Origin of the sequence: Amycolatopsis sp. cmx-11-51, from assembly GCF_047608665.1 — a bacterium.
Lineage (GTDB): Bacteria > Actinomycetota > Actinomycetes > Mycobacteriales > Pseudonocardiaceae > Amycolatopsis.
On sequence record NZ_JADNQO010000002.1, the window covers coordinates 546,332 to 572,586 of the forward strand.

General features: G+C 68.6%; 24 protein-coding genes and 1 pseudogene. 16 read left to right on the top strand and 9 right to left on the bottom strand.

Annotated elements, in window-relative coordinates; genetic code table 11:
• Positions 1 to 21 precede the first annotated feature (21 nt).
• The 6 genes from ACM6LU_RS11505 to ACM6LU_RS11530 all read left to right on the top strand — a co-directional run bounded on the left by ACM6LU_RS11505 (position 22) and on the right by ACM6LU_RS11530 (position 5,466).
• Positions 22 to 1,203: a phosphotransferase gene (locus ACM6LU_RS11505; RefSeq protein WP_414937613.1), complete on the top strand. Its 1,182-nt coding sequence runs from the start codon at positions 22 to 24 to the stop codon at positions 1,201 to 1,203.
• Between the two features lie 157 nt (positions 1,204 to 1,360).
• A complete protein-coding gene (locus tag ACM6LU_RS11510) occupies positions 1,361 to 2,209 on the top strand; it encodes an SGNH/GDSL hydrolase family protein (RefSeq protein ID WP_414937614.1) in 849 nt (282 codons plus the stop codon).
• A gap of 43 nt (positions 2,210 to 2,252) precedes the next feature.
• Positions 2,253 to 3,632, top strand: coding sequence for a replication-associated recombination protein A (locus tag ACM6LU_RS11515; RefSeq protein WP_414937615.1), 1,380 nt, complete (start codon positions 2,253 to 2,255; stop codon positions 3,630 to 3,632).
• A gap of 121 nt (positions 3,633 to 3,753) precedes the next feature.
• The gene (locus ACM6LU_RS11520; protein ID WP_414937616.1) at positions 3,754 to 4,866 is read left to right on the top strand and encodes a hypothetical protein; all 1,113 of its coding nucleotides are present in this window, start codon (positions 3,754 to 3,756) and stop codon (positions 4,864 to 4,866) included.
• 163 nt (positions 4,867 to 5,029) lie between these two features.
• Entirely contained in the window at positions 5,030 to 5,317 is a 288-nt protein-coding gene (locus ACM6LU_RS11525) for a hypothetical protein (RefSeq protein ID WP_414937617.1), read from the top strand.
• Positions 5,314 to 5,466, top strand: coding sequence for a hypothetical protein (locus ACM6LU_RS11530; protein WP_414937618.1), 153 nt, complete (start codon positions 5,314 to 5,316; stop codon positions 5,464 to 5,466). Before ACM6LU_RS11525 ends, ACM6LU_RS11530 begins: the two co-directional genes overlap by 4 nt.
• Positions 5,467 to 5,583: 117 nt before the next feature.
• Here the strand turns inward: ACM6LU_RS11530 and ACM6LU_RS11535 are convergent, their stop codons facing one another.
• Both ACM6LU_RS11535 and ACM6LU_RS11540 read right to left on the bottom strand, forming a co-directional pair.
• A complete protein-coding gene (locus tag ACM6LU_RS11535; RefSeq protein WP_414937619.1) occupies positions 5,584 to 7,974 on the bottom strand; it encodes a chitinase C-terminal domain-containing protein in 2,391 nt (796 codons plus the stop codon).
• A 429-nt stretch (positions 7,975 to 8,403) separates the two neighbouring features.
• Positions 8,404 to 10,479, bottom strand: coding sequence for a phosphocholine-specific phospholipase C (locus ACM6LU_RS11540; protein WP_414937621.1), 2,076 nt, complete (start codon positions 10,477 to 10,479; stop codon positions 8,404 to 8,406).
• 23 nt (positions 10,480 to 10,502) lie between these two features.
• On the opposite strand from ACM6LU_RS11540, the gene ACM6LU_RS11545 reads away from it, so the two are divergent.
• The 8 genes and pseudogenes from ACM6LU_RS11545 to ACM6LU_RS11580 all read left to right on the top strand — a co-directional run.
• Positions 10,503 to 10,631: a hypothetical protein gene (locus ACM6LU_RS11545; protein WP_414937622.1), complete on the top strand. Its 129-nt coding sequence runs from the start codon at positions 10,503 to 10,505 to the stop codon at positions 10,629 to 10,631.
• 40 nt (positions 10,632 to 10,671) lie between these two features.
• Complete coding sequence (locus ACM6LU_RS11550) at positions 10,672 to 11,070, top strand: DUF948 domain-containing protein (RefSeq protein ID WP_414937623.1); 399 nt, start codon at positions 10,672 to 10,674, stop codon at positions 11,068 to 11,070.
• On the top strand, positions 11,067 to 11,378 hold the full coding sequence (locus ACM6LU_RS11555) for a hypothetical protein (protein WP_414937624.1): 312 nt from the start codon (positions 11,067 to 11,069) through the stop codon (positions 11,376 to 11,378). The genes ACM6LU_RS11550 and ACM6LU_RS11555 overlap by 4 nt, the downstream gene beginning before the upstream one ends.
• 113 nt (positions 11,379 to 11,491) lie before the next feature.
• The gene (alaS, locus tag ACM6LU_RS11560; protein WP_414937625.1) at positions 11,492 to 14,155 is read left to right on the top strand and encodes an alanine--tRNA ligase; all 2,664 of its coding nucleotides are present in this window, start codon (positions 11,492 to 11,494) and stop codon (positions 14,153 to 14,155) included.
• Positions 14,148 to 14,651: a Holliday junction resolvase RuvX gene (ruvX, locus tag ACM6LU_RS11565; RefSeq protein ID WP_414937626.1), complete on the top strand. Its 504-nt coding sequence runs from the start codon at positions 14,148 to 14,150 to the stop codon at positions 14,649 to 14,651. Before alaS ends, ruvX begins: the two co-directional genes overlap by 8 nt.
• Positions 14,652 to 15,004: 353 nt before the next feature.
• Entirely contained in the window at positions 15,005 to 16,456 is a 1,452-nt protein-coding gene (gene mltG / locus ACM6LU_RS11570; protein WP_414937627.1) for an endolytic transglycosylase MltG, read from the top strand.
• Complete coding sequence (locus ACM6LU_RS11575) at positions 16,443 to 17,300, top strand: shikimate dehydrogenase (RefSeq protein ID WP_414937628.1); 858 nt, start codon at positions 16,443 to 16,445, stop codon at positions 17,298 to 17,300. The genes mltG and ACM6LU_RS11575 overlap by 14 nt, the downstream gene beginning before the upstream one ends.
• Positions 17,301 to 17,358: 58 nt before the next feature.
• Positions 17,359 to 18,597: pseudogene (locus ACM6LU_RS11580) on the top strand (GrpB family protein); the annotation flags it as partial.
• A gap of 55 nt (positions 18,598 to 18,652) precedes the next feature.
• Here ACM6LU_RS11580 and ACM6LU_RS11585 read toward each other — a convergent pair.
• Positions 18,653 to 19,318: a TetR family transcriptional regulator gene (locus ACM6LU_RS11585; RefSeq protein ID WP_414937630.1), complete on the bottom strand. Its 666-nt coding sequence runs from the start codon at positions 19,316 to 19,318 to the stop codon at positions 18,653 to 18,655.
• 17 nt (positions 19,319 to 19,335) lie between these two features.
• Entirely contained in the window at positions 19,336 to 19,758 is a 423-nt protein-coding gene (locus tag ACM6LU_RS11590; protein WP_414937631.1) for a hypothetical protein, read from the bottom strand.
• 138 nt (positions 19,759 to 19,896) lie between these two features.
• Between ACM6LU_RS11590 and ACM6LU_RS11595 the strand changes: the two genes are divergently transcribed.
• Entirely contained in the window at positions 19,897 to 21,096 is a 1,200-nt protein-coding gene (locus ACM6LU_RS11595) for an endonuclease/exonuclease/phosphatase family protein (RefSeq protein WP_414937633.1), read from the top strand.
• Between the two features lie 3 nt (positions 21,097 to 21,099).
• Here ACM6LU_RS11595 and ACM6LU_RS11600 read toward each other — a convergent pair whose 3' ends face one another.
• The gene (locus ACM6LU_RS11600) at positions 21,100 to 21,756 is read right to left on the bottom strand and encodes a maleylpyruvate isomerase family mycothiol-dependent enzyme (RefSeq protein WP_414937634.1); all 657 of its coding nucleotides are present in this window, start codon (positions 21,754 to 21,756) and stop codon (positions 21,100 to 21,102) included.
• Between the two features lie 191 nt (positions 21,757 to 21,947).
• Here ACM6LU_RS11600 and ACM6LU_RS11605 point away from each other — a divergent pair, with 191 nt between their 5' ends.
• The gene (locus ACM6LU_RS11605; protein ID WP_414937635.1) at positions 21,948 to 22,889 is read left to right on the top strand and encodes a D-2-hydroxyacid dehydrogenase family protein; all 942 of its coding nucleotides are present in this window, start codon (positions 21,948 to 21,950) and stop codon (positions 22,887 to 22,889) included.
• Here the strand turns inward: ACM6LU_RS11605 and ACM6LU_RS11610 are convergent.
• From ACM6LU_RS11610 to ACM6LU_RS11625, 4 genes are read right to left on the bottom strand one after another with little or no spacing between them, the layout of a single operon-like run.
• Entirely contained in the window at positions 22,879 to 23,703 is an 825-nt protein-coding gene (locus ACM6LU_RS11610; RefSeq protein WP_414937636.1) for a serine hydrolase domain-containing protein, read from the bottom strand. The two genes, ACM6LU_RS11605 and ACM6LU_RS11610, sit on opposite strands and share 11 nt — an antisense overlap.
• 59 nt (positions 23,704 to 23,762) lie before the next feature.
• The gene (locus ACM6LU_RS11615; RefSeq protein WP_076163675.1) at positions 23,763 to 24,029 is read right to left on the bottom strand and encodes an HPr family phosphocarrier protein; all 267 of its coding nucleotides are present in this window, start codon (positions 24,027 to 24,029) and stop codon (positions 23,763 to 23,765) included.
• 39 nt (positions 24,030 to 24,068) lie between these two features.
• A complete protein-coding gene (locus ACM6LU_RS11620) occupies positions 24,069 to 25,325 on the bottom strand; it encodes a PTS transporter subunit EIIC (RefSeq protein WP_414937637.1) in 1,257 nt (418 codons plus the stop codon).
• A complete protein-coding gene (locus ACM6LU_RS11625) occupies positions 25,322 to 26,110 on the bottom strand; it encodes a GntR family transcriptional regulator (RefSeq protein ID WP_414937638.1) in 789 nt (262 codons plus the stop codon). The genes ACM6LU_RS11620 and ACM6LU_RS11625 overlap by 4 nt, the downstream gene beginning before the upstream one ends.
• Between the last annotated feature and the right edge of the window lie 145 nt (positions 26,111 to 26,255).

Consider the following 26,255-nt stretch of genomic DNA (forward strand, 5'->3'; position numbering starts at 1 on the left):
TCACGAGTAGGGTCGGTGGCAATGACAGTCGATACCTCCTCTGCCGATGATTCGACAGTCGGAGTCGAAACCCGGGCCGTCGCAGCCGCAATGGCTGCCGGCGAGTCGGTCCTTTCACGCCGATTCGGCAGCGCGATCACCCTCGTCGCACCCGAAGACCTCGCGGGCAGTGGCCCGGCGACGGTCGTGCGGGCGCGGGTGGCGTCGTCGCCGTTCGCGCTTCCACGCACTCTGGTCATCAAGCATTACCCCGATCCGCCCGAACCGGGGCGGCCCGACCCGTTCGCGCAGGAGGCGGTCAGCTATCAGCTGTTCACCGCGCTCGCGCCGGAGGACCGGATGTGCCCGGAACTGCTGGCGCACGACGGCCGGTATCGCGTCCTGGTGATCGAGGACCTCGGCGGCGTCCCGACGCTGCACGACAAGCTCCACGCCCGTGATGCTCGCGGCGCCGAACGCGCGCTGCTGTCCTGGGCGAGGTCGCTTGGCAGGCTGCACGCGAGCACCGCGAGCCGCGAGCCCGATTTCAACGCCCTGCTGCGCCGTCTCGGCGGCCCGGTCAAGAACGAGGACGCGCCGCTGCCCGCGGTCTGCGCCCAACTGCCGGGGCTGCTGGAGGAACTGCTCGACGTCGAGACGCCGGAGCCGGTGCAGCGACGGGTCATGGAGGTCGCCGAGCGGGCGGGCTCCCCGTCCTACCGCGCGTTCAGCCCGGCCGATCTCAGCCCGGACAACAACCTTGTGACCAGCGACGGAGTGCGTTTCCTCGACTTCGAACGCGGCCGGGTGCGCAGCACCCTGATGGACGCGGCGTACCTGCGGCTGCCGTTCGCGTCGACCGCGGACGCGCTGGCGCTGCCGCCGGGAATGAGCGAGGCGATGATCGCGGCGTGGCGGGCCGAGGTCGTCTCGGTCTGGCCCGGGCTCGCGGACGAGGACGCGCTGGCCGAGCATCTGATGGACGGTCAGTTGCTGCTGCTGTGGATCATCACCTGGGAGATCCTGCCGGAGCTGGACCTGGACCGGCACGCCACGCCGATCAGCCGGGAGGCCGCGCTGGTGACCTGGTGGCGGGAGCTGGCCAAGCACTCGCTGCGTGCCCGCCTGACGGACATCTCCGAGCACGCCACCCGGGTCGCCGCCGCGCTGGGCGCCCGGCTGGGTCCGCACGCGGACCTGGCGTTCTACCCCGCGTTCCGCTGAGCTGAAGGGGACCATCCCCGCATAAGACGCGGTGAAGGGCGCTTTCCCCCTGTGTCATGCGGGGAAAGTCCCCTTCAGCTCCCCGCCGCACGGACTTTTCGCTCGACCGCCCTCGTCGCGTTACCCAGGCATCACCGCGGGTGAGTCTGCGTGGCCGATGGTGTCTACCGTGACCGTGATCAGTGTCGAAGTCACTCCGAGTCCCGAACCTCTCCTTCCGCCGCCCCCTGCCGGGCCCCGCCCCGCCCGCAGACTGGTCGTGCTCGGCGATTCGACGGCCGTGGGCCTGGGCGACCCGTTGCCGAACCGAGGCGGCTGGCGCGGATTGGGCCCGCTCGTCGCCGAGGCGCTGGGCGTCGAGCCGGACGGCTACCTGAACCCGTCGTTCGCCGGAGCGCGCATGGGGTGCGTGGTGACGAAGCAGCTTCCCGCGGCCGTGGCGCACCGGCCGGACGTCGCGCTGGTGGTGGCGGGGATGAACGACACGCTGCGTCCCGATTTCAGCGCCGAACGGATCGCCGCTGACCTGACCGAAGTGATCCGCTCGCTCGCCGCCGTCGGCACCACCGTGGTACCCGTCCGCTACCACGACCACGGCAAGGTGTTCCGGCTCCCGCGGTCGCTGCGGCGGGCGCTGAGCGAGCGGGTGGCCGAACTGAACACCGCCATCGACGGCGTCGTCGAACGCGAGGGCGTGCCGTGTCTCGACCTCGAACTGCTGCCCGGCGCCTACGACCTCACCGCGTGGAGTGTCGACCGGCTGCACCCGTCGGAACTCGGGCACCGGATGCTGGCGTCCGGCTTCACCGAACGGCTCGCCGAGGCCGGGTTCGCGGTGCCGCGCCCGGTCGGCCTGACCTGCTCGGGAGGCGTGGAGCCGAGCACCGCCGGGCACGTCGGCTGGCTGGTGCTGAAGGGACTTCCGTGGGTGTGGCGGCGGGGCCGTGAGTTCGTGCCGTACGCGGCCGTGATCATGTGGCACTCGTTCCGGGAGCGGCTGCGCTGACCTGTGCCAGAGAACTTCGGTGGCAACGGCTACCGTCGACACCGTGGCACAGGACGAACTCTTCACCGTGAACCCCGATCTCGGGCCGCCTCCGGAGGCGGACGAGCAGAGGGAGGTCGCCGTACCTGCGGGCTCGCCGCTGGCCGTGCGGATGCGGCCGCGGACGCTCGGCGAGGTCGTCGGCCAGCAGCACCTGCTGCGCGAGGGCGCGCCGCTGCGGCGGCTCGTCGAGGGTGCCGCTCCCGCGTCCGTGCTGCTCTACGGTCCGCCGGGAACCGGCAAGACCACGCTCGCGAACCTCGTTTCGGCCGCGACCGGGCGCCGGTTCGTGGCGATGTCGGCGTTGTCGGCCGGGGTCAAGGAAGTGCGCGGGGTCATCGAAGAGGCCCGTCGCCGCCGCAACTACAACGCCGAGAACACCGTCCTGTTCATCGACGAGGTCCACCGGTTCTCCAAGACCCAGCAGGACGCCTTGCTCGGCGCGGTCGAGGATCGCACGGTGCTGCTGGTGGCGGCCACCACGGAGAACCCGTCGTTCTCCGTCGTCGCCCCGCTGCTCTCGCGGTCGCTGGTGCTGCAGCTGCGGCCGCTGACCGACGACGACATCGTCGCGTTGATCGACCGCGCGCTGACCGACGAACGCGGTCTCGGCGGCGAACTCACACTGACCGAAGAGGCGCGGGCGCATCTGGTGCGGCTGGCCACCGGCGACGCGCGGCGCGCGCTCACCGCATTGGAAGCCGCCGCGGACGCCGCGAGCGCGACCGAGCACAAGACGGTCGACCTCGCCATCGTCGAGTCCACAGTGGACAAGGCGGCGGTGCGCTACGACCGCGATGGCGACCAGCACTACGACGTGATCAGCGCGTTCATCAAATCGATCCGAGGGTCCGATGTGGACGCCGCGCTGCACTACCTGGCGCGGATGATCGAGGCGGGGGAGGATCCGCGGTTCCTGGCCAGGCGGCTGGTCGTGCACGCGAGCGAGGACATCGGGATGGCCGACCCGACGGCGCTGCAGTCGGCCGTGGCGGCGGCGCACGCGGTGCAGTTCATCGGCATGCCGGAAGGGCGTCTCGCGCTGGCGCAGGCGACCGTGCACCTGGCGACCGCACCGAAGTCGAACGCCATCGTCACCTCGATCGACGCCGCCCTCAGCGACGTCCGGTCCGGGCGGATCGGGACCGTGCCACCGCATTTGCGTGACGGGCACTACGCGGGAGCCGAGAAACTCGGGAACGCGAAGGGGTACCGGCATCCACAAAAAGTGCCGGAAGGGGTTCTGGCGCAACAGTATCCGCCGGACGAACTGGTCGGCCGGGACTACTATGAACCGACCCAGCGCGGGGCGGAGCGGACCTTGCACGAGCGGGTGCCGAAGTTGCGGCGCACCATTCGTGGCGAACGGCGAACAGATCGGTAACGTTCGTCGATCAGGGGGATATATCCCCTGTGGCTGGGGGATCGCCGGGTTGTCGCTCTGGGTGGGGTTCCCTCGTGCTCGACCACGTCGGCGAGCAGAACGAAACTGACAGCCTCAACTTATGACGACTATGGGTGATTCCAAGATTCGCGGCTTGATGGCCTCCTCCGTCGCCGTCCTCGCCGCGGTGACCGTGATGACCGGGGTGCTTGCCCCGGCGGTGGCGACCGCCGCTCCGGCCGGGGCCTCGGCCGCCGTGGCGCAGACGCCGGACGAGGTGCGCACCAGCGCCGCCGCCGTCGTCGGGCTCACGATCACTCCGCAGCTGCTGCGGATCAGTGAGCGTGACTTCGTCTACGAGATCTACAAGGCCGCGAAGCTGCAAGGCGAGATCGCGCGGGAGGTTCAGTTCGCGGCGGTCGACGCCTACAACGGCGAGTGGACCTCGTTGTTCCTGGGCACCGGCATCCATCAGGCGCATCAGCGGGACCTGGACCGTGAAGCGGTGTACCAGGCCCGGCGCGCGGAGCGGCAGCCCGCCGCCACGCTGCTCGGTTTCGAGCTGACCTCGATCCTCCTGGCCCAGGATGACAAGAACTTCGTCTTCGCGTTGTGGGAGCGGGCCGCAAGGGGAACGTTCGTGAGGTCCGCCGCGGGTACCGCTTTCGGCGGGACACCGGCGGAGCAGAAGGACTTCATCGTTCGCGCGATCTTCGTCGAGCACCAGCGTGACCTGGACGCGGCGCAGGAAGCGGCCGAGAAAGAAGCCGCGGAAAAGAAGCTTCGCGACGTGCGGGTGAAGGCCGCCACCGTGGTGGGCATGGACCCGGCACTGGCCGCGCAGCTGACGGACGAGTACTTCGTGGAGCACATCTGGACCCGTGACCTGGCGCCCCGGGACTCCGAGGTGTGGAACCGGGCGTACCGCAGCCGGACGCCGGAGCAGTGGCGAGCCTTCATCGACACCGGCATCTTCGAGGCCGCGGCCAAGGACAAGGTGGACGCCATCAAGGTGCGCGCCGCCGCCGTCGTCGGTATCGACGCCGGATACGCCAGGTACCTCCAGGAAGGTCCCTTGGTCCGCGAGATCTGGAACAGGGCGAGGGCAGGCAGCCAGGTCCAGGCCGCCGCCTATCGTGCCTTGCAGAGCGAATCGCCCGCCCAATGGCGGATCTTCCTGGAAACGGACATCTTCACCGCCGCCGCCGCGGACAAGTCCCAGGGTCGCTTCTGACGGCGTAGAGCAACCGGTTCCGCCGGTTCGCACCGTCCGGCATGCCTGACGTATAACGACCTATACGTCGGTCGGCGGGTGTTCTAGTTCTTCACGATCACCGGCGACGACGCCCCGATGCCGCGGTATCCGGCGTTCGCCGCCCCCGGAGACACACCGGGGCGTGGTGTGGACGCGGGCCGCGTTCAGCCCGCTGGTGCTCACCCTCCCGATGGACGATTACCTGGCCGCGCGGGTCATCGCCAGTGAGAGGAAGCTTCCCGCGCTGCTGGTGTTCGCGGCATTGCGTGGCCTGCGGGCCGGTGGTGTGCTCGTGATCGACGGCGACGCGGGGCCCGAGCATCCCGACCCGTCGGCCTACGACCCGCACCGCGACGTCGTGGCCGCCGGGGTGGCGAGGGCGACTCGCACGGCGCTCGACGCGCTGATCGAGTTGGAAGGGGCGAAATGACCGAAGTGTGGCGCGAAGCGGCGCTCGAGCTGGCGGGCGCCCTGGCGGCGGACGCGGCCGAGCGGGACCTCGCCGGACGGCTCCCGGTGGCCGAAATCGGCTTGCTGCGCGAATCCGGCCTGCTGCCCCTGCTCGACACCGCACGCTGAGCGTTGGGCGTCGCTGACCTCCGACGCAAGTAGTCCTCTAGTTGCGATCCTTGCGTGTGCATGTACCGCAACTAGAGGACTACTTGCGCTAGGGAACGGCCCGCGCTGCCGGGTTTGTCAGGCGCGGGTCCAGAGGGCCGGCACGTTCGGCGGCTCCCAGCCGGGCAGGGAGCGGTGGCCCTGGCGGCACACGTAGGCCGTGCCGTTGTGGGTCACCCTGGTGCCCGTCGCGTAGTCGACGTTCGGCTTCCAGGCGTCGGACGGCGCCGTGGTCGTCGTCGTCGGCGTGGTGGTGGTCGGTCGGGTGGTGGTCGTCGAACTGGTCGTTGTCGTGGGTGTCGTGGTCGTCGTACCGGTGGTGGGCGTCGTCGTGGTCGTCGGTGGAGCACCGCCGCCACGCGGGTGGTCCGACGCGATCGCGTAGGTCGTCCCGCCGAAGGTGAAGGTGAAGTTCGACGGGGACGCGATCGGCATGTAGTAGTTCAACCGGACTTCGATCGTGGCGCCCGGCGCGATCGTCTGCCAGGTCGGCACGGTCACCGCGACGTGCTGGAAGTCTCCCTTCATACCACCGACGTTGGGCCCGCTATGGCCCTTGCTCGTGACCGTCAGGCCGAAGCCGGATTGGTCGGACATAGTGCCGGGAGCGCTCGTGCCGTAGTCGAACTCGATCTTCGTACCGCCGGGGATGGTGGTGGTCGAATTGTTGGTGACGCGCATCCGCGGGGTGATCGGGTAGTTCGCGTCGCCCAGCGCGAACCCGGTGAGGTTGACGTTCACGTCGAGCACCGAAGACGGCGCGGGACGCGACGACTTGGTGTTGCCGTACGGGGCGGCGCCGCGGAGGCTGTCGTTGATCTTCGTGATCAGCGTGTCACCCATGAAGTACTGGCCCTTGGCCTCGTCGAAGGCGTAGTCGCCGGCCAGCTCCCAGATCATGATGCCGCCGATGCCCTTGTCGGCCACGTACTTGGCCTTCGTGGCGAGCGAGGCTTCGTCCTCAGTGGACAGGAACACCTTCTTGTCGTTGTTCCACAGCCAAGGCGTCACCATCGTGTTGTCGTAATACCTGTTGTAGGCTCCCGAAACCCGGTCTGTCGGGTCGGTCTTGGGAGTGAGCCCGTACGCCTCCAGGTAGTCCGGGGTGATCTCGTTCTCGAGGTTCTTGGCGTGCCACATGGGGTTCGCGCCCGCGGGTACCTCGCCCCCGGCCAGGCCGAGGTCGTGCCAGAGGTTGTCGATGCCGATCGCGCCGTTACCACAGGGCACTGTCGAACCGACCTGGGATCCGGTGCCCGGTGGACACTGTTTCTGATCCGGTAGTGGAGCCTTACCCCACAGTCCGTTCGTCCCGCCGCTCACTCCTTGCCAGCCGCGGGTGTAGAACCCGACGCCGATGTTGATCCGGCCGGCTTGCATCGCGCCTCGGAAGTAGTGATAGGCCCAGTCGGTGTTGAGATACCCCTGACCGTCGTACTGCGGTGTCGTGTACACCTGCCAGTGTGCGAGTTCCGCGTCGTTCCCGGCGTCGTAGAGCGCCGCGTTCGGCCCGACGAACTGGTTCCACGCGCCGTGCAGGTCGTAGCTCATCATGTTGGCGTAGTCGAGATACCGTGTGACGCCGTAGACCTCCTGGCCGCGCAGCAGCCAGCCGGACGCGGGCACGGCCGCGGTCAGCAGGTAGTGCTTGCCGTCGGCGGCACCGGCCCGGTCGATCTTCTCGCGCAGCGTGCGCATCAGGTTCTCGTAACCCGCCCACAGGGTGCCGCGGTTGGACTGCGCGATCCAGTAGTCGTCCGGGTTTCCTGCGTAACTGGCCGACGTCGCGTACTCGTAGTCGATGTCGGCGCCGTTGAATCCGTAGTCGCGCAAGAACTTCACGACGGAATCCGCGAAGACGTCAATACTCGCCTGGCTTTGCGTCATCTTGTAGAACCCGCCCGACGCGTTGCGTGTGCCGTCCGGGTTGAGGAAGCCACCGGTCTCGGCCCAGCCGCCGATCGAGATCAGCGACTTCACGTTCGGGTTCTGCTTCTTGTACTTGGTCAGCAGATTGAAATGTCCCTTATAGGGCAACGAAGGATCCATCTCGGCGCCGGGGATGCCCGGCCATTCCATGCCGATGGCCTCGTTGTTCGCGCCCGGGTTGCCGACCGAAACCTTGTTCTGCGCGTCGACGTGGGCGAACGCGTAGTTGAGGTGGGTCACCTTCGACCACGGGATGTTGTTGACCAGGTAGGAGGGCGAACCGTTCTTACCGGTGCGCCAGCTGGTGAAGTAGCCGATCACGCGACGGGAATGTTCCGCCCCCAGCGATTCCCGGCCGTTCGTGTCATAGACGGTGCAGTAGGGGGTGTCGACGCCGGTCGTCCGGTAGAGGCCGTCGGGACGGCAGTCCTCATGGCCTGCCGCGTTCGACGTGGACGGGGTGACGACGACGATCATGAGTCCGGCCAGCGCGATGAGCGACGCCAGCAGGGGGAGTAGTTTCCTGGTTCTCCTTGGCACGCCGAACCTCCGACAGTGGAAGATGGCCCTCGGTCTCAGCAGCTTGGGCCGCTGACCAGGCGCGCGTCAATAGGTGTAGACCAATTTCCATCCTGTGCCGTAGAGCGAGGCGGACCTGTGCGTCGTCAGGTCTGGTCTCCGTCGAAGATCGAAGGCTGTTCGAGAGGCGGCGCGTAAGTCAGGCTTTCAACAAGGTTCGGGGATGGCCATGCTCCCGGCCACATCCCGTCAGTGCTATTACGCCATTTCCCTCGATGCGTGTATGCGGGCCGATCTTGCCAGGGTGCACCGAAAGGCGACCGTATCCGCGGCGCGCACCGGATTAGCGTTCACGCCCACCGGCCGCAAGTAGTCCTCTAGTTGCGGTCCTTGCACACGCAACTACCGCCACTAGAGGACTACTTGCGTCAGGCACCATTCCCGGGGACGTCAGCAGGAGACGCCGGTCCGCCCGTTCTCCACCCGCGCCGTCAGTGTCCGCAGGAACGACGGATCCCCGTCCGCGGTCACCTTCACGTCGTACCAGCCGTTCGAAACCGGCCAGTCCACAGTGACCGAACGCCCGGCGCCGACCCGCACCACCCGCGTGAACCGCGACGACGACAGCCGCAGCGTCAGCGCCGAAGAACCCGAGTTGGAGAGCTTGAACTCGACCCCCGAACGCCAAGTCAGGAACCGAGTCCGGACGTCGACGCCCGCAGCGGCTCCGGAACGGTTTCCGCGCAGTTCCCACCACGATCGGTTCGGTCCCTGGACGACGACGCGGTATTCGTCACCGCCCAGCTTCACGTTTTCCGAAGCCTCGCCGCGGACATCGCGGTGCGCGGGTTCGGGGAATTCGCCCTTGTACGGGTACAGCGCGAAATGCGCCGACGACGAGCCGCTGTTCGCCAGCGAAAGTGCGAGGGAACCGGACTTCACGACGCCGGACACCGAGACCTGGTACGGCAGCGGACGCGACGGCCGGTTGCCGGGCTCGGCCACCGGCAGGGCCTGCTCCGTCGGCGCGGACGGACGCCAGCGGCTGACCGGCGCGGGCACCGGGCCCGGCCGCGTCACCCGCGGCTGGCGTCCGGCGCGCGAGAAGTCGAAGGCGCCGGTGAGATCGCCCGCGACGGTCCGGCGCCACTTGCTGATGTTCGGCTCGGCGATCCCGGTCCAGCGCTCGAGGAACCGCAGCACCGAGGTGTGGTCGTACACGGTGGAGTCGACGTTGCCGCCGATCGACCACGGCGAGACGACCGTCATCGGCACACGCGGGCCGAAACCGAGCGGCTGGCCGTTGAAGTGGTCGGCGTCGTTCGCCGCGTTCCCGGGCGGCATCGGCGGCGGGACGTGGTCGAAATAGCCGTCGTTCTCGTCGAAGTTGATCAGCAGCACCGTCTTGGACCACGTTTCGCGGTCGGACGCGATGGCGTCGAGCACGCGGTAGATCAGGTTCGCGCTGCCGACCGGGGTGGACGCGCCGGGGTGCTCCGAGTCCACCGCCGACGGCACCAGCCAGGTCACCGCGGGCAGCCGTCGCGCCTGGATGTCCGCCTTCAGCCGGGTCACCAGCGTCTCCGGCTCGCTGCGGTACATCGCCTTCTTGAACAGGTTGCTTTCGGCGGGCGTCAGTGTGGCGACACCGGCGTCGAACTGTGCCTGCAGCTTCTTGCGCTCCTCGGGGGTCTTCTCCAGCAGCGCGGAGTAGAACTCCTCGGTGGTGCGGAACTTCTCCTCGACCGAGGCCAGGATCTTCGTGCCGACCTTCTTGAACGGCACGAAGTATTCGACCGCGTTGTCGGTGAAGTTGTCCCACTCCTGGTAGATCCGCCACGGCACCCCGGCGGCTTCGAGGCGCTCCGGGTAGGTCGTCCAGTCGTAGCCCTTGTGGTCGTAGGAGTACGCCGCGTTCGTGACCGCGCGGTTCGTGGTGCTGCCCGGTTCGAAGCCCGTGGTCCCGGTCCAGAGGAAGTTCCGGTTCGGGTTGGTCGAGCCGAAGATCGAGCAGTGGTAGGCGTCGCAGATGGTGAAGGTGTCCGCGAGTTCGTACTGCAGCGCGATGTCGCGGCGCTCGTAGTACGTCATCGTGGCGGGGGTCTTCGCCGCGATCCAGCCGTTGTTCCAGCCGCGCGCCCACGCCTTGCCGCTGCCGTTCCAGCTGTGGTCGAGGTCGCCGAGGTACTGGATGTCGTCCGCTTTCCGGCCGGCGAGTTCGGCCGCCTTGCGCAGCGAGAACGGCAGCACCGTGCCGCCCGCCGGGTTCGGCTGCTCGAACACCGACTTCCCCGACGGCAGTTCCAGCGGATGGGTGTCGGAGAAGCCCCGGACGCCGCGCAGGCTGCCGTAGTAGTGGTCGAACGACCGGTTCTCCTGCATGAGCACGATGACGTGTTCGATGGCGTCGAGTCCGCCTCGCCGCAGGGGTTCGGCCATCGCGGCGTGCACTGACGGGGGCAGGAGGGTGGTGGCGGCCGCGGCGCCGGTGGCGCCGAGCAGTGTGCGGCGTGACAGTTCAGGCATGCGCGCGACCTTTGCCGAGCGAGGTGAACGGCACAAGAACCGAACAGGTCGTCCTCAAGGCGAACAGCGTTCGCCACGCCCGCCGTCCCGGTTCACTGCGCTGGGTGACCGTCCGGCGGGGTCACACCGCCGAACGGCTGGCGGGACGGTAACCTCACGGGCACCAAGACCGCAGACCCTTGAGGAGGGCCCGTGTCGGCAGGGCAGATCGCCGCGCTGATCGCCGCAGGAGCATTCGTCGTACTCGTCGTGCTGCTGGCGATCGTGCTGTTCAAGCTCGGCCGGACCCTGGACGAGGCCACGATCGCGATCCGCAAGGCGCATGAGAACACCGACCCGTTGCTGATCGGCGCGAACGAGACGATCACGCACGTCAACGCGCAGCTGGAGCGGGTCGACGGCATCACCGCCAACGCGCAGGCAGTCAGCGGCAACGTGTCCGCGCTGTCGTCGGTGTTCACCGCCACGCTCGGTGGACCGCTGGTGAAGACGGCCGCGCTGTCCTACGGTCTGAGCAAGGCCATCAAGGCCCGCCGCAAGAAGGCGGAAGCGAAGGCCGCGCGCCCGGCGAAGAAGCGGGGCCGCAAGTGAAGCGCCTGTTCTGGCTCGGCGTCGGCGTGGTCGCCGGCGTCGCCCTGTCACGCAAGGCCACCGAAACCGCTCGCCAGGCCACGCCCGCGGGGCTAGCCTCGAACCTGGGCGACGCCGTGCGGGAACTCGCGGGCGCCGTCGGTTCGTTCGGCGCGGAGGTCCGCGCCGGGATGAGCGAGCGGGAACAGGAGTTGCACGACATGGTGTCGGAGCGGTCCGGCTTGAGCACGGCCTTGGAAGGCCCTGCGGGCAGGCACGCGGCACAGCCGCGGCGCCCGGCCCGGCGAGCTCGCCGGGCGGAGGGCTGATTCGGTCGCGTCCGCGACCAGAGCCCCCCGCCGTTCCAGCCTGTCCGCACTCCCAGGCGCTTTGCCGGCAAAGCCCAGCGCTTTCGCGCGAGCCCGTATACAAGGACGAACCCGTGGAAACACACGAAATCACCCAGCGTTTTCTGAGCCATTTCGAAAACAAGGGGCATACGCGCGTGCCGAGCGCGCCCCTGATCCTCGACGACCCGAACCTGCTGTTCGTCAACGCGGGAATGGTCCAGTTCAAGCCGTACTTCCTCGGCGAGGTCCCGCCGCCGTACCCGCGCGCGACCAGCGTCCAGAAGTGCGTCCGCACCCCGGACATCGACGAGGTCGGCAAGACCACCCGGCACAACACGTTCTTCCAGATGGCCGGGAACTTCTCCTTCGGCGACTACTTCAAGGAAGGCGCCATCGAGGCGGCGTGGGAGCTGATCACCAAGCCCCGCAGCGATGGCGGTTACGGCCTCGACCCGGCGCGCGTCTGGGCGACCGTCTACGAGGACGACTCCGAGGCGGCGGGCCTGTGGAAGAAGCTCACCGGCCTGCCCGGCGAGCGTATCCAGGCCCGTGACGGCAAGGACAACTACTGGGACATGGGCGTGCCCGGCCCCGGCGGCCCGTGCTCGGAGATCTACTACGACCGTGGCCCGGACTACGGCCGTGAGGGCGGCCCGGTCGCCGACGAGGACCGCTACATCGAGATCTGGAACCTCGTCTTCATGCAGGACGTGCGGGGCGAGAAGAGCCCGAAGCACGGCCACAAGCCGATCGGCGAGCTGCCGAAGAAGAACATCGACACCGGCATGGGCGTCGAGCGCGTCGCGACGATCCTGCAGGGCGTCGAGAACGTCTATGAGACCGACCTCGTCCGTCCGGTGATCGGCCGCGCCGAGGAGTTCTCCGGCCGCCGCTACGGCGGCGACCACACCGACGACGTCCGCTTCCGCGTCATCGCCGACCACGCCCGCACCGGCGTGCTGCTCATCGGCGACGGCGTCACCCCCGGCAACGACGGCCGGGGTTACGTGCTGCGCCGCCTGCTGCGCCGCATCATCCGCTCCGCGCGCCTGCTCGGCGTGCACGAGCCGGTGCTGCCCGCCTTCGCCGCGGTCGTCCGCGACACCATGGGCCCGACGTACCCCGAGCTGCTCTCCGGTTTCGACCGCATCGAGGACGTCGTGCGTGCCGAGGAGGAGGCCTTCCTCTCCACGCTCACCAGCGGTTCGCGCATCTTCGACATGGCAGCCGAGGAGACCAAACGCGAGGGTGGCTCGCTGCTGGCCGGCGACAAGGCGTTCCAGCTGCACGACACCTACGGCTTCCCGATCGACCTGACCCTCGAGATGGCGTCCGAGCAGGGCCTGACCGTCGACGAAGAGGCCTTCCGCACGCTCATGAACGAGCAGCGGCAGCGGGCGAAGGCCGACGCGGCGTCGCGCAAGACCGGCCACGGCGACCTGTCCGAGTACCGCAAGGTGCTCGAACAGCACGGCGAGACCGAGTTCCTCGGCTACGGCGACCTGCAGGCCGACGCGAAGGTCGTCGCGCTGCTGGAAGACGGCGTTCCCGTCCGCGGCGTCGGCGCGGGCAAGAAGGCGGAGCTGGTCCTGGACCGCACGCCGTTCTACGCCGAGAGCGGCGGCCAGGTCGCCGACACCGGCGTGCTGCTCGGCGACGGCGTCGAGCTCAAGGTCCACGACGTGCAGAAGATCGTGCCTGGCCTGTTCGTGCACCGCGTCGAGGTGCTCGACGGCGAGGTCGGCATCGGCAGCGCGCTGACCGGTTCGGTCGACCAGCACCGCCGCCTGTCGATCGAGCGGTCCCACTCCGCGACACACCTGGTCCACGCGGCCGTGCGCGGCGCGTATGGCAAGCGCGCGGCGCAGGCCGGTTCGCTCAACTCGCCGGGCCGGATGCGGTTCGACTTCACCACTTCCGGCGGGGTTTCGGCCGACGTGCTGACCGAGGTCGAGGAGGAGGTCAACGACTACCTCCAGACCAACGTCGAGGTGAACACCTTCGTCACCACGAAGGACAAGGCCCTCGAACTCGGCGCGGTCGCGCTGTTCGGCGAGAAGTACGGCAACGACGTCCGCGTCGTCGACATGGGCGAGTACTCCCGCGAGCTCTGCGGCGGTACCCACGTCGACCGCATCGGCCAGCTCGGCCTGGTGAAGCTGGTGGGCGACTCGTCCATCGGTTCCGGCGTGCACCGCGTCGAGGCGCTGGTCGGCACGGACGCGCTCAAGTACGTCCGCAAGGAGCAGCTGCTCGTCTCGCAGCTCGCGAGCACCTTCAAGGTGCCGTCGGAGCAGCTGCCGTCGCGGATCGACGACGTGCTCACCCGGCTCAAGAACGCCGAGAAGGAGATCGAGCAGCTGCGCACCCGGCAGGTGCTCGGCTCGGCGGGCTCGCTCGCGGACAAAGCCGAGGACATCGGCGGGATCGCGGTCGTCGCGGAGAAGCTCGGCGAGGGCGTCGACTCGAACGGTCTGCGCGCGCTCGCCTCGGACATCCGCGGCAGGCTCGGCGCCCGTCCCGGCATCGTCGCGCTGTTCGCGCCGCAGGGCGAGAAGGTCGCCTTCATCGTCGCGACCACCAAGGCGGCCCAGGAGAAGGGCATCGCGGCAGGCAAGCTCGTCCCGTCGTTCGCCGAGGCGATCGGCGGCCGTGGTGGCGGCAAACCGGACATGGCCCAGGGCGGTGGCACCAACCCGGCCGGTGCCGAGGAGGCCATCGCCTCACTGCGCGCGGCGGTCGCCCAAGTTGGCTGACGACGCCGTCGGGCGGCGCCCGGACCGGCCGGGGGAGACCGATCCGGGGCGCGGCAGGCGGCTTGGCGTGGATGTCGGATCAGTCCGGGTCGGGATCGCCTTGAGTGATCCCGACCCCATCCTCGCCAGCCCGCTCGTTACCCTCACTCGCGACGCGGCAGGCGACAAAGACGTCGACCAGCTCGTCGAACTCGTCACGGAACACGACGTGGTCGAAGTCGTCGTCGGCTTGCCGAGGACGCTCAAGGACCGTCACGGCCCGGCGGCCGAAGCGGCGCTGGACTACGCCGAAAAGGTCGCCACCAGGATCGCTCCGGTGCCGGTGCGGCTGGCCGACGAGCGGTTGACCACGGTGACGGCATCCAGGATGCTGTCGCAGCGTGGGGTGAAGGGACGCAAGCTTCGTGCCGTCGTCGATCAGGCGGCCGCGGTCGAGATCCTGCAGGCCTGGATCGACGCGGTAGCGGCACATCGCGCACGGAAGGGCGATACATGACCGAGCCCCACGGCCGGCCCGAGCGCCGTCAGGGCGGTAGACGAAGGTTGCGGGAAGAGCCTGAGGAGGCCAGCCCGCCACCGGCTCCGCCTCGCCGCCGTCCCGAGCCGCAACCACCGGTGGAGCCCGTCGCTCGTCGGCGGCACGTCCGGCAGGAGCCCGATGAGGTTCCCCCGCCGGCGCCGCCTCGTCGCCGGGCCGCACCTGAAGAGCCCCCGCCTCCGCCGCCCCGCGTACAGCGTCCGGCGCCGAGGCGCGCTCCAGAACCGGTGGCACCGTTGCCTCCCACCGCGCCGCCTTCTCCTCCCGTACCGCCACGGCGGTTCCCCCAGCCGGGTGACCGTGGTCCCGGCATGCCTGTCTACGCCCAGGACGAGCCCCCGCGTCCCGGCCGCCGCAGGCGCCGCGAGGACGACGGCCCGCTCCCGGACGAGCGGCCGACCGACATCATCCCCGCGATCCAGGAGGCGCCACTGGCCCGGCGCCCCGGCACGGCTCCTCCGCCGTCTCAGGGCAGCGAAGAGGAATACGACGAGATCTTCGGCGAAAACGCGTACGACGAGTACGAGGACTACGACGAGTACGACGAATACGAAGACGAACAGGACTTCGAGGACGAAGACCGCGCCGAGCCCGAACGTATCGAGGACGAGCGTCCGGACCGCAAGGGACCGCCGCCCAAGAAGCGCAAGAAGAAGCGCGCGCTGGGCTGGGTGGCCGCGCTGGCCGTGCTCGTCCTGCTCGCCGGTGGCGCTTACTACGGTTTCACCGAGATCTTCGGCTACGACGACTTCGAAGGCACCGGCGAAAGCGACGTCCTCGTCCAGGTGGAGAAGGGCGACTCGACGTCGGCGATCGGCAACCGGCTGCAAGCGGCCGGGGTGGTCGCCAGCGGCAAGGCGTTCGTGAAGGCGGGCGAGGACAACACCGCCGTCTCGCGGTTGCAGCAGGGCTACTACGTCATGAAGACGAAGATGTCCGGCGCCAGCGCGGTCGAGAAGATGACCGCGGCAGCTTCGAAGGTCGGCCAGGTCGAAATCCGGCCGTACACCCAGTTCGACGACATCACCCAGCCCGACGGCAAGGTGACGCCCGGTATCTACACGCTGCTGTCGAAGGCTTCCTGTGCGGACCTGAACGGCACGAGCACCTGCGTCCCGGTCGAAGAACTGCGCAAGACGGTCGAAACGGCGGACCTCGCGAAGCTGGGAATCCCGTCGTGGGCGGTCGAAGCCGCCTCGAAGGCCGAGCGCAGGGAACGGCGGCTCGAAGGCCTGATCGCCCCGGGCATCTTCAACGTCAAGCCCGGGTGGACGGCCGAAGAACTGCTCACCGACGTTGCGAAGACCTCGGCGAAGCGCATCCTCGACGCCGGGTTGAGCGATCAGTCGAAGGGCGAAGGCAGGACGCCGTACGAGACGCTCGTCATCGCGTCGATCATCGAACGTGAGGCGGTGAAGGCCGACTTCGGGAAGATCTCGCGGGTCATCTACAACCGGCTCGACGAGAAGATGAAGCTCGAGATGGACTCGACGGTCAACTACATCCTCGACCGGCCGACCCTGCTCACCAAACCCGAGGAACGGGACAAAGCGGGGGCGTACAACACCTACAAGTCCCTCGGGCTGACCCCGACGCCGATCTCGGTGCCGAGCGCGGAGGCGATCCAGGCCGCGCTGAAGCCGACCGCCGGGGAATGGATCTTCTTCGTCAAGTGCGAGAAGAACGGGCTCTCCTGCTTCGCGGTGACGAACGACGAGCACAACAAGAACAGGTTGGACGCGCAAAAACGTGGTGTCTACTGACCGCAAGGCCGCGATCCTCGGGAAACCGGTCGAACACTCGCTCTCGCCCGTACTGCACGGCGCCGCTTTCCGCGCGCTTGGCCTGGACGGCTGGACCTACGAGCGGGTCGAGATGGACGGTCCAGGGCTGCCAGGGTTCGTCCGCGGTCTCGGTCCGGAGTGGACCGGCCTGTCGGTGACCATGCCAGGGAAACGGGCCGCGCTGGAATACGCCGACGAGGTCACGCCGCGGGCGGCCGCGGTCGGCGCGGCGAACACGCTGGTGCGCCGGGAAACCGGCTGGCTCGCCGACTGCACCGACGTCGACGGTGTCACCGAAGCCCTGCGGGTCGCCGGTGGCTACTCGCCCGGTGAGGACGACGCGGCCGTCGTCCTCGGCGCGGGCGGCACGGCCGCGGCGGCCGTCGTCGGACTGGCCTCACTCGGCGTGCGGACGGTGCGGCTCGTCGTGCGGGATCCCGCACGGGCGACGGAAACGGTCGAGGCGGCGAAGCGGGCGGGCTTGGACGTCGAGGTCCTTCGCTGGGCCGACGCCGACTTCGGGAAGCTCGCGGCGGACTCGGCGGTGCTGGCCAACACCGTGCCCCCGGACGCCGTCCGGCCCCATCTGGCCGAGCTGGCAGGCATCGGCTGCGTCCTCGACGTCATCTATCACCCCTGGCCGACGGCGCTCGCCGAAGCCGTCGCCGACCGGGGCGGCAGGCTCGCGACCGGGCTGGACATGCTGCTGCACCAGGCTTTCGGGCAGGCCGAGTACTTCACCGGACAGCCCGCGCCGCGGGCGGCGATGCGAAACGCGCTGCGCGAGGCCACCGGCGGGATCCTTTCCTTGCCAATCAGCTGACAAGATCGTTCGGGTTCGATAATCTGGCCGACTGCCTTGAGAGAGGAACGAGGAGTCGATGCCTAAACCCGATCGAGACGACTACACCGAAGACGACATCAACAACGCGTGGGTCGAGCAGGCTCCGGTACTGAATTCCACCGTCACCCTGGCCGAATACGACCCGGAGTGGCCCGAACTGTTCGAACGGGAAGCCAAGCGCATCAGGGGGATCCTGGGGGAGCGTGCGCTGGTGCTGGAGCACGTCGGCTCCACGTCGGTGCCCGGGCTCTGCGCGAAACCGATCATCGACATCATGCTGATCGTCCCGGACTCGGACGACGAGGACGCCTACCTGCCGCAGTTGGAGGCGGAGGGCTACCAGCTCGTCATCCGTGAGCCGGACTGGGAGAAGCACCGCAGCTTCAAGGGCCCGGACACCGACATCAACCTGCACGTCTACTCGCCGGACAACGGCCAGGCCGAGCGCTACCGCCTCTTCCGGGAGAGGTTGATCGCGCACGAGGACGAACTGAAGCTCTACGAGACCAAGAAACGCGAACTGGCCGCGCGCACCTGGAAGTACATCCAGCACTACGCCGACGCCAAGACCCAGGTGATCGACGAGATCATCGAACGGGCCCGCGCCGCCCAATACGACGGTTTCGCCCGGCTCTACGCCGCGCACGCCGAAACCAGCAGTACCAACGCCCACTACGACCGCCCCGCCATCGTCGAACTGGCCGGTGACGTGGCGGGTAAGCGGGTGCTGGACGTCGGCTGCGCGGCGGGGCACCTCAGCGCGTTGCTCGCCGCGAAGGGCGGGGACGTCCTCGGCGTCGACGCCAGCGAGGGCATGGTCGCCATCGCGCGGGAGAAGTTCGGCGACGTCGCGAAGTTCGAGACGGCCGATGTCACGCGGCCGTTGACGTTCCTGGAGGACGGCTCCATCGACGTCGTCACGGCGTCGCTGGTGCTGCACTACCTGAAGGAGTGGGCTCCGGCGCTGGCGGAGTTCCGGCGGGTGCTGAAGCCGGGCGGGCTGCTGGTGTTCTCCGTGCACCATCCCGGTGAGGACTGGCGCTGGTTCGAGAAGCAGAACTACTTCCAGCTCGAACTGCTCGAAGACGAATTCCCGCAGGGACAGAAGGTGCGGTTCTACCGGCGGCCGCTGAGCTGGACGTTCGGCGCCGTGCGGGACGCCGGGTTCGCCGTCGACAGGCTGGTGGAGCCGATGCCGGAAGAGTCGATCGCCGAGTCCGACCCCCGGTGGTACGCGAACCTGCGGACGAAGCCGCGGTTCCTGTACTTCCGGACCCGCCCCGGGACTTGTCGTGACCAGAGGGGCCCGCGGAGTGCTTGCGGCGCGAGCCTCAGGTGTCGTCCCGCTTCGAGAGGTCCCGGATCAGCGAGACGATCTCCCGGCTCACCGGCCGCAGCACCCGCAGCCGCGACAGCCCCACCAGCCGCGCGATCAGTGGCACCGTCCGCTCCACGAGCACGCGGCTCCGCTTCTGCCCACGCGACCGGTCGTGGACCCAGAACAGCACGACGCCCATCTGGTACAGCCACAGCAGGTCGGGCAGGTCGTCGCGCAGGTCCGGGTCGAGTTTGGCGTCGGAGTCGGCGATGACGTCGCGCATCAGGCCGATGGAGGCGTCCCGCGCGGGTGTCGACTCCTCGCTGAACGGGCTCAGCGGCGAGTCCGGGTCGGCGGCGTTGACGAAGAACTGGGTGCCGAAGCGGTGGTACGGCTCGGCGACGTCGAGCCAGGTGAGCAGGACGGTCTTGAGCCGCGCGCTGAAGTCCCGCTCACCTTCGATCGACTGGCGTGCCGTCGTCAGGTGCACTTTGGCGATCTCGTCGTAGAAACCCTGGATCAGCTGGTCTTTCGAGGCGAAGTAGTAATAGGCGTTCCCGACCGACACACCCGCTTCGCCCGCGATCGCCCGCATGGTCGTGCGGTCGTAGCCGTTCTCGGCGAACAGCCGCAACGCGGTCGCCACGATCAGCGACCTGGTTTCCTCACTCTTCGCCACCACTGCACGTTATCCGGTCAGGGCGCGGGATGCGGAGCGGGCGCCGGGTGGCCGGGGTAGGGCGGCGGCGTCGGCGCGGGCCACGCGGTGGCGTGGTTCAGGTGCTTGCGGCGGATTCCGTTGAACACCAGCACGTTCCCGACGTGCATCACGCCGAGCACGAGCGCGACGGTGCCGACCTTGACCGACAGCATCTCGAAGACGTCGCGCGCGTCGAGGACGGTGTCGTTGCTGGTCAGGAACAAGGCCACGAAACCCAGGCTGACCAGGTAGAACCCGACGACGAGCAGTTGGTTGACCGAATGTGCCAGTGCCTGCTTGTCCTGGAAGACGTCCTCCAGGAACGTCTTGCCGTGCCTGCTCAGCGTGCGGGCGACCAGCACGGTCAGCGGGACGGTGATGGCCAGGTAGAGCGCGTAGGCCACGACTACGGGTTGCATGGGGACCTCCTTTTGAACGTGTTCAAGAAGAACCGTAGCCCAGATTTTGAACACGTTCAAGAGGTGCTGTTCATCTGAAGCTCACCCACCCGGCCGCCCGGGGTGCGTAAGGTCGCACCGACTCCGGGAGGTAAGACCGTGAAACGCATCGCCGCCGTGCTCACATCGGGCGCTCTGCTGGCAGGGACCCTGCTGGCCGCCACTCCGGCGGAAGCCACCGTCGGACAGAACGTCCGCTTCGCGACGTACAACGCTTCGCTCAACCGCGGAGCCGCGGGTCAGCTGGTGACCGACCTGTCGCAGCCGGGCAACGCGCAGGCGAACGAAGTCGCCGAGGTGATCCAGCGCAACCGGCCGGACGTGCTGCTGATCAACGAGTTCGACTACGTGCCGGAAAACCGCGCCGCGAACCTGTTCCGCGAGAACTACCTGAAGCGCGGCCAGAACGGCGCCGCGCCGATCGACTACCCGTACGCCTTCACCGCGCCGTCGAACACCGGTGTCGCGACGGGAGTCGACCTCGACCGCAACGGCCAGGTCGGCGGGGGCAACGACGCGCACGGCTTCGGCCTCTTCGAGGGGCAGTACGGCATGCTCGTGCTGTCCAAGTACCCCATCGACACCAAGAGCGTGCGGACGTTCCAGAAGTTCCGGTGGAAGGACATGCCGGGGGCGCTGCTCCCGGACGACCCGGCCACCCCGGCGCCGAGCGACTGGTACTCGCCGCAGGCACTCGACGTGCTGCGCCTGTCGTCGAAGTCGCACTGGGACGTCCCCGTCCGCGTCGGCCGGTCCACCGTGCACTTCCTGGCCGCGCACCCGACACCGCCCACCTTCGACGGCCCCGAAGACCGCAACGGCACCCGCAACAACGACGAAATCCGCTTCTGGGCGGATTACGTGACGCCGGGCAAGGGCCGCTACATCTACGACGACCGCGGCCGTCGCGGCGGGCTGGGCGCGCACGAGAAGTTCGTCATCGCCGGCGACTACAACTCCGACCCGCTCGACGGCGACAGCGTCCCCGGCGCGATCTCCCGCCTGCTGAACGCGCCTCGCGTCCTCGAGACGCGCCCGGGCAGCGAAGGCGCGGTGCGCGCCGCCCAGGACCAGGCAGGTGCCAACATCGGCCAGAAGGGCGACCCCTTCTTCGACACCGGCGACTTCAACGACAACGCGCCGGGGAACCTGCGGATCGACTACGTCCTGCCGTCGAGGGGCCTGTTCCCCTGGCGTGCCGAGGTTTTCTGGCCGCTGCCCGATTCACCGCTGGCGCGGCTCAACGACGCCTCGGACCACCATCTGGTGCGGGTCGACGTGTTCGTCCCGCGCTGGTAGGTCTCAGACCGAGACCGGCGGATCGCAGTGGGCGCCGAGCTGAGCCTTGCCCGAGCCGGTGAGCGCGGCGAGGCCGGTGCCCCGGCCGGTCGTCGCCATGAGCAGGTCGGCGAGCGGGCCCCGTACTTCGTCGGGCCCCTCGCCACCGGTCCAGTCGGCGTCGGTGGCGATCATCTTCACGCCCTTGCAGCGTTTCCGGGCGCCCCAGAACGGGCTGGCGAGGATGTGCTCCAGCGACGCGATCGCCGGCTCCTCGGGCATGGGCCGGACGCGGCCCAGCGGGCGGACGATGTCCTGGCCGTGGATGAGGACGTCGGCGAGCGGGTCGATCGGCTTGGCGCCGGGGGAGCGGTGGTCCGACCCCGCGTCCTCCCGGATCTGGGCGATGAGTTCGGCCGGCTCGAACCGGGTGGCGTGGCCGATGGCCTGGTCGGCGGTCATCCGGTCCCAATTCCCTTTCGCCTTGATGGCGCCCAGGATGGTGTCCTTGAGCCCGGTCCGGGGCGAGAGCGCCAGGTGGGCGGCCATTTCGTGGACGGTCCATTTCGGGCACAGGGTGTGCGCGGACCAGTCCTTCTCGTCGAGTCCTTCGAGCAGATCCGCCACGCTCAGCCGCTCGGCCTCGGTCCAGGCCAGCACCTTGCCCTCGTCCACATTCATACCCGGTGTCCTCTTCCTCAAGCCCGTCTGAGTGCTTCCATCGCCTCGCGCGGCTCCTTCGACCAGGCCTCTTCTCGACCGTCTTCGGCGACCAAGGAACGACCGTAATCGATGACGTGCGGTCCCGCAGTTTCCAGGAAGGGGGCGGCCTCCTCGGGCACGGTTCCGGGCACGACCCTAGCCTGGGCGGTATGAAGATCGCGATTCTCGACGACTACCAGGAAGTGGCGCTCGGCTTCGGGGACTGGGCCTCCCTCGGCGCCGAGACCAAGGTGTTCACCGAGCCGTTCGCGGACCCCGCCGACGTGGTCGCCCGCCTGCGGGAGTTCGACGTCGTGGTCGCGATGCGCGAGCGCACCCGGTTCCCCGCCGAAGTCCTCGACCGGTTGCCCGCGCTCAAGCTGCTGGTGAGCACCGGCCACCGCAACGCCGCGATCGACGTGGCCGCCGCCCGGCGCAACGGCGTGGTCGTCTCCTCCACCGGGTACCTCGCGGCCCCGGCGGCCGAGCACACCTGGGCGCTGATCCTCGCCGCCGCGCGGAACGTGCCGGTGGAGTCGGAGAACATGCGTGAGGGCGGCTGGCAGACCACGGTCGGCACGGTCCTGGCAGGCAAGACCCTCGGGCTGCTCGGGCTCGGCAGGCTCGGTGCCGGCGCGGCCAAGATCGGCCAGGCGTTCGGCATGGAGACCATCGCCTGGAGTCAGAACCTGACCCAGGAGAAGGCCGATCCCCACGGCGTGACGGCGGTGGCGAAGGACGAATTGTTCGCCCGCGCGGACGTTTTGTCGGTTCATCTGGTGCTCAGCGACCGCAGCCGCGGACTGGTCGGCGCACCGGAACTCGCCGCGATGAAGCCGACGGCGATGCTCGTCAACACCTCGCGCGGCCCGATCGTGGACGAGGCCGCCCTGGTGGACGCCTTGCGCCGCAAGGAGATCGCGGTCGCCGCGCTCGATGTCTACGACGTCGAGCCGCTGCCCTCGGAGCATCCGCTGCGGACACTGGACAACGTCGTGCTCACCCCGCACATCGGCTACGTCACCCGCGAGACCTACGAGATCTTCTATCGCGACGCGGTCGAGGACATCGCGGCCTTCCAGGCGGGTTCGCCGGTCCGCGTCATGGAGTGAGGCCGCGCAGTTCCGAGAGGACGGCGTCGGTATAGGGCGGCCACACCTCGGCCGCCCACGGGCCGAAAGCGTGGTCGGTGAGCGCGACACAGGCGGCACCGGCGTCGGGGTCGACCCAGAGGAACGTGCCGGACTGCCCGAAGTGGCCGAAGGTCCGCGGCGAGCTCGACGAGCCGGTCCAATGTGGACTCTTGTGGTCGCGGATCTCGAAACCGAGGCCCCAGTCGTTCGGCTTCTGGTGGCCGAAGCCGGGCAGGACACCGGAAAGGCCGGGGAAGACCACGGAAGTCGCCTCGCGCACCGTCTCGGCGGCGATCAGCTTCGGGGCCTGCAGCTCGGCGGCGAACGCGACCAGGTCGTCCACGGTGGACTCGGCGCCCGAAGCGGGGGAGCCGGTCAGCTTGGTCGCCTTCATGCCCAGCGGCTGGAAAAGCGCCTCCGCCTGATAGTCGGCGAAGGGGATGCCGGAGTGCTCGGTGAGCGCGTCGGCGAGCTGCTCGAACCCGGCGTTGGAGTACAGGCGCCGGTTGCCGGGCGCGGCCATCGGCTTGTGCTCGTTGAAGGCGAGCCCGGAGGTGTGCGCGAGCAGGTGCCGGATCGTCGAGCCTTCCGGCCCGGCGGGGGTGTCGAGTTCGACGACGCCCTCTTCGATGGCGATCAGCGCGGCGTAGGCCGTCAGCGGCTTCGTCACCGACGCCAGCTTGTAGACCTTCGTCGTGTCGCCGTGCGTACCCAACACGTCACCGGCGACGGTCACCACGGCCGTGGCGGCGTTGGCAGACGGCCACTGTTCGATCTCGCGCACGCTCTCCATGCCCAACACCCTACGAAGCCCGGGCCGGTCGGGGCGGCCCGGGCTTCGCAGGGAGGGGATCAGGCGTCGAGGTCGGTCGCCACCAGCTCGGCGATGGCGTCGACGGCCGCCTCGGCGCCCTCACCTTCGGCACTGATGATGACCTCGTCGCCGTAGCCGGCGGCGAGGGTCATCAGGTTCAGCACGCTGCCGGCCGCGACCGGGTCGCCGCCCGCCTTGGCGATGGACACCGCGACGGGCTGCGCCGCGGCCGCCTTGGCGACCGTCGCCGCGGGCCTGGCGTGCAGGCCCACCTTGCTGGCCACGGTGACGCGTTTCTCCGGCATGTTCTTTCCCTTCGTGCCTTCGGTTCTGCTGTGCTGAAACTACTTGACGGGTTTGGCCGCGGTGGCTTCGAGATCGGCCTCGATCGCGTCGTCCTCGCGGCCAGGGGTCCGCAGGTTCCACTTCTTGATCACGAAGCGGAAGATCACGTAGTAAAGGACTCCATAGGCCAAACCGATCGGGATGAGCAGCCAGACGTTGCTGCTCGCCGCCGGGAGACCGCTGTTAAGCGCGAAGTCGATCGCCCCGGCGGAGAAGCCGAAGCCGAGGTGGATGTCGAGCGCGTTCACCAGTGCCATCGACGTGCCGGTCAGGACCGCGTGGATCAGGTACAGCGGCCACGCGACGAACATGAACGAGAATTCGATCGGCTCGGTGATACCGGTCAGGAACGAGGTCAGCGCACCGGCGATCATCACACCGCCGACGATCTTCTTCTGGCTGGGCTTCGCGCTCTGCCAGATCGCCAGTGCCGCGGCGGGGATGGCGAACATGAAGATCGGGAAGAAGCCGGTCATGAAGGTGCCACGGGTGGGGTCGCCCTCGAAGAACTGGGTGAGGTCACCACCGTCGAAGATGAACCATACCGGCACGTTCAGCAGCTGGTGCAGACCGACCGGGATCAGCAACCGGTTCAGGACACCGTAGATACCGCCACCGACGACCGGTGCGCCGGTGACTGCCTCTCCCGCGGCCTGGATGCCTTCGTTGACCCAGTGGAAGACCAGGCCGAAGGGCACGGCGAGGAGCATCAGCGTCAGGGCGGTGACGATCGGCACGAAGCGGCGGCCGCCGAAGAAGGCCAGGTAGGGCGGCAACTTGATGCGATAGAACTTCTGCCACAACAGGGCGGTGACCAAACCGACGATCACACCGGCCAGCACACTGTAGGGCCACTTCATCGGGTTGAGCATCAGGCCCGCGGGCTTCTCGGGGTTCCAGCCCGGCAGCTCGGAGAACGGCGCGAAGACCTGGAGGACGCTGGTGAACACGAAGAAGCCGACCACGGCGGCCAGCGCGGTCGCGCCGTCGCTCTTCCGGGCGAAGCCGACGGCGATACCCACCGCGAACAGGAGCGGCAGCCAATTGAACAGCGAGTTGCCCGCCGCACCGAGAACCTCGGCCACTTTGGTCCAGCCGAGTCCTTCCTCGCCGAGCAGGTCAGGTTGACCGAACCTGTTGAGGAGCGCGGCGGCGGGCAGAGCGGCGATGGGGAGCATGAGGCTGCGGCCGAAGCGCTGAAGCCCGGCCAGTCCCTTGCCCTTGCTCTTCGCCCCCTCGGCGGTGGTGGAGCTCATCGGGTACCTCCGTAGTGAGGATGGTGACCGGAATCCGGGGTGTTCCGGTCCAGCTGCATAGTGACCTGGTAGTGATCGCCCCGGTACCAGGAAGTCATGTCTTCGATCGGTTCCCCGTTGACGCTGGAGACCCGGCGGAAGACAAGGAGCGGACTGCCGGCGCGCATGCCGAGCAGGCGTGCCGTTTCGCGGTCCGCGGATTCGGCCCAGACCGTCTGCCACGCGTGATCCGGGCGGAGGTCATACGACTGGGCGAGTTGGACGTACAACGATCGAGTGAGATCGAGATCGAGCAGACCGGGCATCCGGCCCGCGTGATACCAGCCACGCTCGACAGCCAGTGGCACCCCGTCGGCACGGCGGAGCCGTACCAGCCGGTGTGCCGGGGTCCCGGCGGTCAGGCCGAGGGCGTGCGCCGAGGGGGCGGGCGGGACCTCGGTGGCGGTCTTGACGACCTCCGTGGTCGGGGTCATCCCGCGACGGCGCATGTCCTCGGTGAAGGACATCAGGTAGAGCTGCAGTTCCATGCGCCTCGCGGCGGTGAACGTCCCCTTGCCGCGCACGCGCGACAAGAGCCCTTCTTCGACCAGCTTGCCGATCGCCGACCGGACGGTGAGCCTCGACACCTGATAGGTCTCGGCGAGGTCACGTTCCGAGGGGATAGGTGAGCCGGGGGGTAGCTCGCGCTCCACCGTGCGGCGCAGAATCTCCCGCAGCTGGGCGTGCTTGGGCGTCGGTCCGTTGATCACACGGTCGGACGGCGGCTGCTGCGCCGAAGCGCTCATGACGGTCACCGTCCTTTCGGGGCGGTCGCTTCGGGTAACCCGTACTCGCATCTGGTCCGGAAGATTGGTACGTTCCGGTCTAGACCAATGGTCCGATGGGGCAGGATGCTCCGTCGCACGAGCGGGTGTCAACCACCGTTACGCG

Excerpts from the sequence above, each read along its gene's own strand:
- ACM6LU_RS11505 (WP_414937613.1), top strand. The coding sequence starts at position 22 with ATGACAGTCGATACCTCCTCTGCCGATGATTCGACAGTCGGAGTCGAA.
- ACM6LU_RS11510 (WP_414937614.1), top strand. The coding sequence starts at position 1,361 with ATGGTGTCTACCGTGACCGTGATCAGTGTCGAAGTCACTCCGAGTCCC.
- ACM6LU_RS11520 (WP_414937616.1), top strand. The coding sequence starts at position 3,754 with ATGACGACTATGGGTGATTCCAAGATTCGCGGCTTGATGGCCTCCTCC.
- ACM6LU_RS11530 (WP_414937618.1), top strand. The coding sequence starts at position 5,314 with ATGACCGAAGTGTGGCGCGAAGCGGCGCTCGAGCTGGCGGGCGCCCTG.
- ACM6LU_RS11540 (WP_414937621.1), bottom strand. The coding sequence starts at position 10,479 with ATGCCTGAACTGTCACGCCGCACACTGCTCGGCGCCACCGGCGCCGCG.
- mltG (WP_414937627.1), top strand. The coding sequence starts at position 15,005 with ATGCCTGTCTACGCCCAGGACGAGCCCCCGCGTCCCGGCCGCCGCAGG.
- ACM6LU_RS11590 (WP_414937631.1), bottom strand. The coding sequence starts at position 19,758 with ATGCAACCCGTAGTCGTGGCCTACGCGCTCTACCTGGCCATCACCGTC.
- ACM6LU_RS11600 (WP_414937634.1), bottom strand. The coding sequence starts at position 21,756 with ATGAATGTGGACGAGGGCAAGGTGCTGGCCTGGACCGAGGCCGAGCGG.
- ACM6LU_RS11605 (WP_414937635.1), top strand. The coding sequence starts at position 21,948 with ATGAAGATCGCGATTCTCGACGACTACCAGGAAGTGGCGCTCGGCTTC.
- ACM6LU_RS11610 (WP_414937636.1), bottom strand. The coding sequence starts at position 23,703 with ATGGAGAGCGTGCGCGAGATCGAACAGTGGCCGTCTGCCAACGCCGCC.
- ACM6LU_RS11615 (WP_076163675.1), bottom strand. The coding sequence starts at position 24,029 with ATGCCGGAGAAACGCGTCACCGTGGCCAGCAAGGTGGGCCTGCACGCC.
- ACM6LU_RS11620 (WP_414937637.1), bottom strand. The coding sequence starts at position 25,325 with ATGAGCTCCACCACCGCCGAGGGGGCGAAGAGCAAGGGCAAGGGACTG.
- ACM6LU_RS11625 (WP_414937638.1), bottom strand. The coding sequence starts at position 26,110 with ATGAGCGCTTCGGCGCAGCAGCCGCCGTCCGACCGTGTGATCAACGGA.